Source organism: Actinomycetospora sp., assembly GCF_036497585.1.
GTDB lineage: Bacteria > Actinomycetota > Actinomycetes > Mycobacteriales > Pseudonocardiaceae > Actinomycetospora.
The window spans coordinates 1-9742 of record NZ_DASXJD010000101.1 but is presented as its reverse complement, the minus strand read 5'-3'; the positions used below and the strand labels follow the sequence as shown (position 1 = coordinate 9742).

The window sequence follows — 9742 nt, the reverse complement described above, 5'->3', positions numbered from 1 at the left end:
GGCCGGACTTCGGCGCAGCGGGTGGCGGCGGTCTGTCGATCATGACCGCAGGTCCGTGCGTGAGCCTGGCCCAGACCGAGTGGATCATGACCTCAGCACGCCACCACGCACCTCGGCGGTCCGAGGCGAAGCCTCACTGGGCCGTCAGCGGCGCGGTGTCAGGCTTTCCCGAGCTCGCTGTGGAGCTTCAGGACCTGCCGGCCGTCCGACTGCTCCAGCACGTAGGCCGGGTTGTCGTGCGAGCCGTTGCGGGTCTGGTTCTTGCCGGCGATCGTGCGCTCGACCCGCTCGGTGTGGACCTCCTTGACGGTGGCCTCACCCTTGCCGTTTCCCCAGTTGCACTCGACCTGGTCGCCCTCGCTGGAGGCCTTCGCCATGCTCCCCGTCCCCTGATCTCCTCGACACCGTGCACCCGAGGGCGCACCGAAGTCCGCCCCGTCCAAGGGCCCGGGTACGAGCCGGCGGACGGGGCGGGGTGCCCGGCGATCAGGGAGGTGAAGCCCGGAGAGGCCAGACCCGGTCGGGTCAGCGCTCCTCGTAGCTGTACTCGGAGTAGCGGGAGTCGACGTGGTCGTCCTCGTCTCCCGCGTGACGGGAGAACGGGTCTCCCGAGGCCAGCTCCCGCTGGAGGGCGTCGAAGTCGGTGGTCGGGGAGCTGTACTTGAGCTCGCGAGCGACCTTCGTCTGCTTCGCCTTGGCTCGTCCGCGTCCCATGGGCAATGACCCCCTCGAACAGGGCGGGGGGCGGCCGGACGGTCCCGGCGGCCCCCCTCATCTCATAGCAATGCTCGTGACCCGAGCATACCGTGTGTCCGAACGGGCGTGCGACGTGACATGGCACCATCGCGCCCGTGCCAGCCCCCTTCGCCTGCTACCTCCGCGTCTACGAACCGCTGGGGGCGCTGCCGGGGCCGTTGGCCCAGCGTGTGCGGGCCGGACTGGCCCGCGGAGCCGTCCCGGCCACCCAGGCCGGGGTCCGCGAAAGGGATGTGTGTCTCCGAGCACAGCTGGGCGCTCCGGTGCGTCTGCTGCCCGGGGAGCGCATCGACGGGACCGCCACCGAGGGTCCGGCCGACGTCCTGCTCGCCGAGGGCGCGGACGCCCCGGCGCCCGGCGAGGCCTCGCCGTCGCCGTCGCGGTTCGGCCCGACGACGCTGGTCTGCCCGCTCGACACCCGGCCCCGCGCCGCCGCGGCCCTCGTCGGGTTCCTCTCGACCGAGTCGCCCGTGCTGCGCGCGGCGGCGCTGCACGACGAGGAGTCGGCCGCCCGCTCGCGGGCCGAGGCAGTCGTGGCCGAGCTCGGGGAGAGCGCAACGCACGTCGTGTCGGCCACCTGGACGGTGCCGCTGCCGTGGTTCGTCCTCGTCGAGGCTGCCGACCGGGTCCTCGTGCTCGGCCGCGACGACCCCGCGACGGCGGACGCGCCGGTCGGCTCCGGGGTCCGCCGGCGGTGCTACTGGCGGGTGCCGATGGCCGACGCGCTCGCCCGCGCAGACTCGGCCGCCGAGCTGCTCAGCTCCGCACTCGGTGACGGCGGCCCCTCGGAGGTCCTGCGGGACACCGCCCGGTGGCTGCGGCACTTCGACGCCGGGTCGCTCGTCGAGCTGGACTACGGCGGCCTGGTGCAGCTGCTCGACGACGAGACGCTCGCCGCCGACACCTCGGCCGAGGACGTCGGCGAGGCCCTCGACGCGCTCCGCGAGGGCGACGCGGAGAAGGCGATGGCGAGCTACCGGCGGCTGCGGGACTTCTGGGCGAGCCGGGCGATCCGGGAGCGTGCCAACTAGGTGGCCGGAGGCCATGTGAGCACTTTCCGTCGCTATAGCCACCGAAAGTGCTCACATGCCGTCAGGCACCTTCGCGTTCGCGACGCAGCAGCTCGTCGACCGAGGCGGAACCCTCGCGGTAGCGGCGGGCGATCTCGTCGTTGCAGGCGTCCATGACCTGCTGCACCCGGATGCGATGGTCGGACACCGAGGCCTCCTCGGCGGCGTAGGCCTCGGTGCACTCGGTCAGCTCGGCGTTGGAGAGGCCGGAGACGTCGGACAGGCCGGTGTCGGCCAGCAGCGCCTCGACGTGGCGGCGGTGCGACTCGGCGCGGGAGGGCTCCACGGTCTGGTGCCGTCCGCGTCCGGCGGCCGGGCCCAGGGCGTTGTCGGCGAGGATGCGCGGCAGCGCGTCCATCACCGAGCCCTCGGCGTCGTCCCCGCCGTCGGCGCGGCGGTGCTCCTCGAAGCGCACGATGTCCATGCGGGCGTGCAGCAGGCGGCGCAGGTAGGAGAGGTCGGTCTCCTCCTGGGCGGCGTCGTCGCGCATCGCGCGGAGCTCGTCCAGCGACCGGTCCCGGATCGCGGCGAGGAAGCCGGGGTCGAGGACGCGGTCGATGCGCCGCCGACCACCCTGTCGGAACTCGATCATGGCCTCCATGGTGGGGGACACCGCCCCGCGATGTCACCCACCCCAGCGGGGCACGCGTCGACCGGACGACCCCGAGCGGGCGCCGGTCGTCACGCCGCGAGGACCTGCGCCACCCAGCCGGGGTCGGCGTTGCGGCCGCTGACGACCGCGACGGTCCGCATCCCGACCAGCGCGGGGTGCTCCAGCGCGCCCGCCGTCGCCACCGCGCCGCTCGCCTCGGCGGGCACGCCCGCGGCGTGCAGCAGCCGCGCCGCCCGCTCGATCGCGGCCTCGGACACCGTCACGACGTCGTCCACGAGCGCCTCGACGTGGGGCCACGTGAGCTCGCCCAGTCGGGCAGCCCGCAGCCCGTCGGCGGCGGTGCGCGCCACCCGCGCCCGGTCCCAGCGCACGGGTTCCCCGCGGCGCTTGGACTCCGCGGCGTCGCCGGCCAGCTCCGGCTCCACGCCCACCACCGACACCCCGGTGCCCGCGAGCGCCGCCGCGATCCCGGAGATCAGCCCGCCCCCGCCCACGGGGACGAGGACGCGGTCGACGTCGGGCACCTGCGCGGCGATCTCGGCGCCGACGGTGCCCTGGCCGGCGATCACGTCCGGGTGGTCGTAGGGCGGCACCAGCACGCCGCCGGTCTCGGCGACCACCGCGTCGGCGGCGCGTTCGCGGTCGTCGACGGGGACCCGCACCAGCCGCGCCCCGAGGGCGGCCATCGCCTCGACCTTGGCGGCGACGGCGTCGTCGGGGACGACGACGGTGGCGGGCACCCCGAGCCGGGCCGCCGCCCAGGCGAGGGCCCGGCCGTGGTTGCCCGACGAGTGGGTCACCAGGCCCGCGGCCCGCACCCCCGGGTCGAGACGGGAAGCCGCGTGGAACGCGCCGCGGAGCTTGAACGCGCCGACGGGCTGGGTGTCCTCCCGCTTGAGCAGCAGCCCCGGCACGGCGTCGAGGGGTTCGACGGCGGTCCGCACCGCCACCCCGTCGAGCACCGCGGCCGCGGCGTCCACCGCGACCCGGGTGACCAGACCGCCGCGCGTGCTCACCCCTGCAGCCGCCGCACCGCCGCCCGACCCGGGGGCTCGCCGCTGTCCGGGGGGACCGAGTCCGGGTCGATCGTCGCCGGACCGGGCGAGCCCTCGTCGCGGTCGTCGGCGACCCAGAGCGTGGCGGGCCCGGAGTCGCCCGTCCCCGCGACCGCCGAGCGCTTGACCAGCGCGAGTGCGACCGAGCCGAGCTCGTGGTGGCGCACCGCCGTCCCGACCCGGCCGACGGCGCGGCCGCCCTCGGCGGACAGGAGTGGGGTGCCGGGCGGGGGCAGCGCGTCGTCGCCGGAGACGAGGTGCACCAGCACCATCTGCCGGGGCGGCCGGCCGAGGTTGGCCACCCGCGAGACCGTCTCCTGACCCCGGTAGCAGCCCTTGGTCAGGTGCACCGCCGCGCCGATCCAGCCGACCTCGTGGGGGATCGTGCGCTCGTCGGTGTCGACGTGCAGGCGGGGGCGCAGCGCCGCCACCCGCAGCGCCTCGAACGCGTCGAGGCCGGCGGCGGCCGCTCCGGCGCCGCGCAGCCGCTCCCACCAGTCGACGAGCTGCGCGCGCGGCACGAGCAGGTCCACCGACGTCGTCTCGGTCGGCCACGGCACGCGGCGCACGACGCCGCCGCCCGGTAGCGCCACGACGCCCTCCGGGTCGCTCGGGACCTCGACGCCCGCGGCGGTGAGCACGTCGGTGACCTGCGGCCCGAGCACGGCGAGCTGCGCGAACTCGTCCGTCGCGTCCCGCACGGTGACGTCGGACCAGAACTTCATCGACTCCAGGTAGGCCGCGAGCGCCGGCGCGGTGCCCGGCTCCACCGAGAGCCAGAGCCCGCCGTCGACGTGGCCGATCACCGCGTGGTGCTCGACGCGACCCTGGACGTCCAGGACGAGGCCCTCGGTGCCGTGGCCCTCGGGCAGGTCGGCCACCTGCTGGGAGACCAGCAGGTGCAGCCAGCTCCCGCGGTCGGGACCGGTGACCAGGACGAGGCCGCGGTGCGAGCGGTCGACGACGACGGCGCGGCGCGAGGCGGCGCGCTGCTCGGCGAACGGGTCGCCGTGGTGGGCCGCGACGTCGGCGTCCGGGCCCCCGGCGTCGCCGTCGGGGTGGCCGATCGCGCCGGGCAGGTCCAGCAGGGGTGAGCGGGTCATGCGTGTCCCTTCGCCGGGGTGGCGGCCTGGCCGGCCGGCTCCACGTCGCTCTCCGCGTCGCAGCGGGCGCACAGGCCGGACAGGGCGACGTGCGTGGGGTCGAGCGTGAAGCCGGCCCGGTGGGCCAGCGTCCCGGCCAGGTCGTCGAGCAGGGTGGCGTCCACCTCGTCCACCGTGCCGCAGCGGTGGCACACCAGGTGCACGTGCTCGTGCTCCCCGGTCGCGTAGGTCGGCGCGCCGTGGCCGAGGTGGGTGTGACGGACGATGCCGAGCTGCTCGAGCAGGTCGAGCGTCCGGTACACGGTGGTGATGTTCACCGCGGGCGCGATCTCCTGCACCTTGGCGCAGATCGCCTCGGGGGTCGCGTGCCCCAGGTCGGAGACCGCGTCGAGCACCAGCTGGCGCTGCGGCGTCATGCGCAGGCCGCGGCGGTGCAGCGTCTGGCGCAGTTCGGTGTCCACCCTCCCGATCGTAGGCGCGCCGGCGACCCCGGCCGAGGGCCGCGGGAGACCCGGAAGGGCCGTTCGGCGTCTCGCGTCCGGTGGGAACCCGTCCCTACCATCGACACCACGCCCGGCACCTGGAGCCGGGCCCCGACGAGGTGATGTATGACGACGGGTGAGCGGGGCCGCACTCCCCCCGACGCCGAGCACTACCTGGATCTGCCGGACGCCCCGGAGGAGGCCGAGGGGCCACACTTCGACGTCGTCCTGCGGGGATACGACCGCACCCAGGTCGACGAGCACGTGGCCGGGCTGCGCCGCATGGTGGCGCAGCTGCGGGCGCAGCTCGCCGTCCGGGAACGTCGCCGGTCCGATCCGCCGGAGGCGGCGCCGCCACGCGGCGAGCTCGCAGCCACGCTCCAGGAGGGCGCCGCCACGATGCCGCCGCCGGTGGACGCCTCGGCGGCCTCCCCGGCGCCCGCCGACGGGTCCGGCCCGGAGGGCCGCGGCGGCGTGGACGCGTTCAACGAGCGGCTGCGGGGCATCCTGCAGGCCGCCGAGCAGGAGGCGCAGCTCGTGCGCAGCAAGGCCGCGGAGTCGCTGCTCGCCGAGCACGCCGAGTCCCGGGCCGCGCTCGCCGACCTCCGCGCCCAGCGTGACTCGGTCTTCGACGAGCTGGTCCGGGTCAAGGGCCACCTCGACGAGCTGGTCGCGAACTCCGGGCGGCCGAGCTCCCCGCCCCGGCCGTGGGGCCCGGGCCCGCAGCGGGGTCCGCGCGGGCCCTACGGGCCGCCGTACGGTCCGGTGCCGCCGGGCGGCCCGGTGCCGCTGCGCCCCGGTCCGCCCCCGAAACCCGCCCCGGAGAGCCGTTCGACGGGTCAGGACGACGCGGCGGGCGCCTGAGCGGGCGATCGCGGACCGCGGTCCGTGGCCGGGCGCGTAGGTTGGCCGGTCATGGACGCGGGTGCGACGTGGGAGCGTCTGCTGCACACCCCGACGACGTGGATCGTCGTCGCGGTGGTGCTGTTCGTGATCGCGGTGGTGCTGCTCGTCGCCGGGGCCCGGGCCGGGCGGCGGGCGTCGCGGGCGCAGCGTGGGGTGGCGGCCGGCTTGGTCCCGATGGCGGCCGACGAGGACCCCGTGACCGAGCCGGCGGTCCCGCGCCGCGCCCCGGCTGCGGTCGTCGAGGACGACCCGGTCAGCGAGCCGGCGGTGTCCCGCGACGCGGGCGCCGGGCCGACGTCGGATGCCGCCCCTGACCCGGCCGTCACGCGCCTGCTCGCGGCGCTCGTCGACGACCCACGGGCCGCGCTCGCCGGGGTCGGCGCCCTCGAGCGGGGCGAGGAGCCCGGGCGGGTGGCGGTCTCGCTGCTGCGCAGCGGGGTGCCCGCGCCCGCCGTCGCCCGGCTGTGCGGGGTGGATGCGGACGAGCTCGGCGGCCTCGTCGCGGCCACGCTCGGGGTCCTCCCGGACCACACCCGCGCCGCGGTCACCGCGGCGGACGAGGAGCAGGCGGACGAGGAGCAGGCGGACGAGGAGCCGGCGGACGAGGAGCCGGCGGGCACGGCCCCGGCGTGGGCGGGGACGCCGTCGTCCTAGACCCCGGGGGCCTCAGCCCGCGACGCGGGTGAGCCGCGCCGACGTGTGCGGCTGCAGGTCCTGGCCCATCATGGCGCGCTCGTCGACGTAGGCGAGGTCCCCGCCGTCGACGATGCCGTAGAGCCGCGTCGCCGCCGTGACCTCCTTGGCGCTGGCGGTCCGCACGACGGCGTCCGTCTGCAGCTCCCACGAGGTCTGCGTCCGCGCGACCCCGTAGAAGATCTCCACGACGCCGGTCTGGTGGGCCAGCAGCAGCTCGATCGTCCCGTCGGGCTGCGGGCGCCACCACCCGACCTCCCGGGCCGCGGGCCGCACGACCTGGCCGCCCGGGCCGTCGAGCAGCCAGGAGCGGGCCTCCCAGGACGCGAACGGCCGACCGTCGTGGGCCACGGTGATCTGCTGCCCGAAGTGGAAGGGGCCCTCGATCGTCGGGTAGACGACCTCGCCCTCCCCGCGCCACACCCCGATCAGCGGGAGGAGCGGGAGCAGGGCGTCGTTGAGGTCGGGCCCCAGCCGCAGGTTCGCGGTGTCGTCCGCGACCGGCAGGTCCCCCCAGGCCGGGAGGTTGCGCTCGCGGGTGTGCTCCGCGCGCTCCTCGGCGGCGCGGATGGCCTCGTTGCCGGACAGGCCCTCGGGCATGTCGGCCCCGGACTCGCTCACGCCGATCGCTCCGTGGTGCTGCTCGTGCTTTCGTCGCGGAAGAGCCGCCTCGTCAGCAGCAGCGCGTAGGAGAGGATCCCGGCGCTGCACGCGGCGAGGAGGACCGTGTAGACCCAGGCCACCGCGCCACCCTAACGACGACGCCCGCCCCACCCCGGGAACGGGGCGGGACGGGCGTCGGCGAGTCCGATGGGTGAACGGCGCCGTCCTCGCGTCGGACGCCAGGAACGTGCCGTTGCTGCCACCCGGGGCCGGCACTCAGCCGACCGGCACCTCCGTCGTATACAGGCCGGGGCCGCCGACGGACACGTCCGTCTGGCCGTTGCCCGACCGCGACAGCGCCCGGACGGTCCAGCTGCCCGGCGCGGCGAAGAACCGGTAGTCGCCGGTCGCGGAGGAGACGACCTCCGCGGTGAACTCACCGGTCGAGTCGAGCAGCCGGACGAAGGCCCCGCCGACGGGCGAGCCGCTGTTGGTCACCTTGCCGACGAGCACCGACTCCTTGGAGAGGTCCGTGCCGGCGGGCAGGTCCGCGTTCTGGTCAGGGGATCCACACATCAGGACTTGCCGTCTCCCGTCTCCACCGGCACGCCGACCAGCGAGCCGTACTCGGTCCATGAACCGTCGTAGTTCTTGACGTCGGACTCGCCCAGCAGCTCGTGCAGGGCGAACCAGGTGTGCGAGGAGCGCTCGCCGATGCGGCAGTAGGCGATCGTCGAGCGGGAGGAGTCGAGGCCCTCGGTGCCGTAGAGCTCGCGGAGCTCCTCGTCGGACTTGAAGGTGCCGTCCTCGTTCGCGGCCTTCGACCACGGCACGTTGAGCGCGCCGGGGATGTGGCCGCCGCGCTGCGCCTGCTCCTGGGGGAGGTGCGCGGGGGCGAGGAGCTTGCCGGAGAACTCGTCGGGCGAGCGGACGTCGACCAGGTTCTTGGACCCGATCGCGTTCACGACCTCGTCGCGGAACGCGCGGATCGAGAGGTCCTGCTCCTGGGCCTTGTAGTCCGTGTTCTTGCGCTCCGGCACGGCGGCGTCGAGCTTGCGGCCGTCGAGCTCCCACTTCTTGCGCCCACCGTCGAGCAGCTTCACGTCGGAGTGCCCGTACAGCTTGAAGTACCAGTACGCGTAGGCGGCGAACCAGTTGTTGTTGCCGCCGTAGAGCACCACGGTGTCGTCGTTGGAGATGCCCTTCGACGAGAGCAGCTCCTCGAAGCCGGCCTTGTCGACGAAGTCGCGGCGGACCGGGTCCTGCAGCTCGGTCTTCCAGTCGAGCTTCACCGCGCCGGGGATGTGGCCCCCGTCGTAGGCGGTGGTGTCCTCGTCGACCTCGACGAACACCACTCCGGGTGCGTCCAGGTTCTCCTCGGCCCAGTCGGCGGTGACCAGGGCGTCCTGGCGGCTCATACGTGACTCCTCATCGGGATGGACTTCCGGCCCGCCGGGCTCGCGGCGGGCGCCTGGGAAAGCGACAGGGGAGGTGTCCCCGCGGTCACGAGCGACCCACGGGGTGCCGCCGCGCGGGCACCGATCCGGCGAGCACCGGGAGTGGTGGCCTCAGGCCGCGCGACCGGCACCGGGACACAGGCAGCTGTCGACGCGGCACAGGTCCACCGCGCGCCGCCGTGTCAGGCCCTCGTCCACGGCGGCCACGCTACCGGGAGCGACCCCCGGAGGTCATCCGTGAGCTGGATCAATCCCTCGCCGGGAGGTGCGGCGCGATCGCGCTCACCAGCGCCGCCCGGCGCGGCACGCCCCTCACCCGCAACAGCTCCCGTCCCCGGCCGTCGACCAGCAGCGTGGTCGGGGTGTCGCTGACGCCCAGCAGATGCACCAGCTCGGGGCGCGTGGCCAGGTCCACCTCGCGGTGGACGAGGCCGGGCAGCTCGGCGGCGACGTCGTCGAGCACGCCGTGGGTGTCGCGACAGGGGCGGGAGAACGCCGAGGAGAACTGCAGCAGGACGAGGCCGCCCTCGCGCGCGGCGAGGTCGGTGGGCAACGGCATGCCGGCCGGCGGGGTCTCGGGCTCGCTCGTGCCGGAGGCCGGGCCGGTCGCCGGCCTCCGCCGGCGCAGCATCCCGACGGCGAGCACGACCGCCCCCGCGACGACGATGACGGCGAGGGTGACCACGGCCGCCGTCATCACGCACCACTCCCCACGGCTCTCGGTGCGCGGACCCGCCCGTCCGCACACGGACCAGCGTAGAGAGTGGGCCCCACGTGACATGGAACGCGCGACCGGGTGACAGCGCGGTGAACACAGCTATGGTGACCGGCACGACTGTGGAGGGAGATTCGCGTGGAGCTCCTGCTGCTCACCGCCGACCCCGAACCGACGTCAGTGCTGCCGTCGTTGACCCTGCTACCCCACGGGCTCCGGACCGCGGCGCCCGAAGTGGCCGCGCTCCTCGACGCCGGACCGCACGACGCCGTCCTCGTCGATGCCCGCC

15 protein-coding genes and 1 pseudogene are annotated in these 9742 nt (G+C 75.2%); 4 read left to right on the top strand and 12 right to left on the bottom strand.

The window, feature by feature from the left end; genetic code table 11:
• Positions 1-158: 158 nt before the first annotated feature.
• Both VGH76_RS09735 and VGH76_RS09730 read right to left on the bottom strand, forming a co-directional pair.
• Complete coding sequence (locus tag VGH76_RS09735) at positions 159-377, bottom strand: DUF2945 domain-containing protein (protein WP_331556457.1); 219 nt, start codon at positions 375-377, stop codon at positions 159-161.
• A gap of 148 nt (positions 378-525) precedes the next feature.
• The gene (locus tag VGH76_RS09730; RefSeq protein WP_169187062.1) at positions 526-714 is read right to left on the bottom strand and encodes a DUF3073 domain-containing protein; all 189 of its coding nucleotides are present in this window, start codon (positions 712-714) and stop codon (positions 526-528) included.
• A 137-nt stretch (positions 715-851) separates the two neighbouring features.
• Between VGH76_RS09730 and VGH76_RS09725 the strand changes: the two genes are divergently transcribed.
• On the top strand, positions 852-1787 hold the full coding sequence (locus VGH76_RS09725) for a hypothetical protein (protein WP_331556456.1): 936 nt from the start codon (positions 852-854) through the stop codon (positions 1785-1787).
• 61 nt (positions 1788-1848) lie between these two features.
• Here VGH76_RS09725 and VGH76_RS09720 read toward each other — a convergent pair whose 3' ends face one another.
• The 4 genes from VGH76_RS09720 to VGH76_RS09705 all read right to left on the bottom strand — a co-directional run bounded on the left by VGH76_RS09720 (position 1849) and on the right by VGH76_RS09705 (position 5058).
• The gene (locus VGH76_RS09720; RefSeq protein WP_331556455.1) at positions 1849-2418 is read right to left on the bottom strand and encodes an aerial mycelium formation protein; all 570 of its coding nucleotides are present in this window, start codon (positions 2416-2418) and stop codon (positions 1849-1851) included.
• A gap of 89 nt (positions 2419-2507) precedes the next feature.
• The gene (locus VGH76_RS09715; protein WP_331556454.1) at positions 2508-3455 is read right to left on the bottom strand and encodes a threonine ammonia-lyase; all 948 of its coding nucleotides are present in this window, start codon (positions 3453-3455) and stop codon (positions 2508-2510) included.
• Positions 3452-4597, bottom strand: coding sequence for a folate-binding protein (locus tag VGH76_RS09710; RefSeq protein WP_331556453.1), 1146 nt, complete (start codon positions 4595-4597; stop codon positions 3452-3454). The genes VGH76_RS09715 and VGH76_RS09710 overlap by 4 nt, the downstream gene beginning before the upstream one ends.
• Positions 4594-5058, bottom strand: a complete 465-nt coding sequence (locus tag VGH76_RS09705) for a Fur family transcriptional regulator (protein ID WP_414637699.1) — start codon at positions 5056-5058, stop codon at positions 4594-4596. The genes VGH76_RS09710 and VGH76_RS09705 overlap by 4 nt, the downstream gene beginning before the upstream one ends.
• A 147-nt stretch (positions 5059-5205) precedes the next feature.
• On the opposite strand from VGH76_RS09705, the gene VGH76_RS09700 reads away from it, so the two are divergent.
• Together VGH76_RS09700 and VGH76_RS09695 are read left to right on the top strand one after the other, a co-directional pair.
• Positions 5206-5943, top strand: coding sequence for a hypothetical protein (locus VGH76_RS09700; protein WP_331556452.1), 738 nt, complete (start codon positions 5206-5208; stop codon positions 5941-5943).
• A gap of 51 nt (positions 5944-5994) precedes the next feature.
• A complete protein-coding gene (locus VGH76_RS09695) occupies positions 5995-6639 on the top strand; it encodes a hypothetical protein (protein WP_331556451.1) in 645 nt (214 codons plus the stop codon).
• Between the two features lie 12 nt (positions 6640-6651).
• Here VGH76_RS09695 and VGH76_RS09690 read toward each other — a convergent pair whose 3' ends face one another.
• The 6 genes from VGH76_RS09690 to VGH76_RS09670 all read right to left on the bottom strand — a co-directional run bounded on the left by VGH76_RS09690 (position 6652) and on the right by VGH76_RS09670 (position 9435).
• Complete coding sequence (locus VGH76_RS09690) at positions 6652-7278, bottom strand: FABP family protein (RefSeq protein WP_331556458.1); 627 nt, start codon at positions 7276-7278, stop codon at positions 6652-6654.
• Between the two features lie 17 nt (positions 7279-7295).
• Positions 7296-7421 (bottom strand): hypothetical protein, encoded by a 126-nt coding sequence (locus tag VGH76_RS09685; protein WP_331556450.1) that lies wholly within the window; start codon positions 7419-7421, stop codon positions 7296-7298.
• Between the two features lie 136 nt (positions 7422-7557).
• Entirely contained in the window at positions 7558-7857 is a 300-nt protein-coding gene (locus VGH76_RS09680; protein WP_331556449.1) for a DUF1416 domain-containing protein, read from the bottom strand.
• The gene (locus VGH76_RS09675) at positions 7857-8699 is read right to left on the bottom strand and encodes a sulfurtransferase (protein ID WP_331556448.1); all 843 of its coding nucleotides are present in this window, start codon (positions 8697-8699) and stop codon (positions 7857-7859) included. Before VGH76_RS09675 ends, VGH76_RS09680 begins: the two co-directional genes overlap by 1 nt.
• Before the next feature lie 150 nt (positions 8700-8849).
• The gene (locus VGH76_RS27960; protein ID WP_414637700.1) at positions 8850-8936 is read right to left on the bottom strand and encodes a putative leader peptide; all 87 of its coding nucleotides are present in this window, start codon (positions 8934-8936) and stop codon (positions 8850-8852) included.
• Positions 8937-8985: 49 nt separating this feature from the next.
• Positions 8986-9435 (bottom strand): thioredoxin family protein, encoded by a 450-nt coding sequence (locus VGH76_RS09670; protein WP_331556447.1) that lies wholly within the window; start codon positions 9433-9435, stop codon positions 8986-8988.
• Positions 9436-9591: 156 nt separating this feature from the next.
• Here VGH76_RS09670 and VGH76_RS09665 point away from each other — a divergent pair.
• Positions 9592-9742, top strand: a pseudogene (locus VGH76_RS09665) (DNA-binding response regulator); the annotation flags it as partial.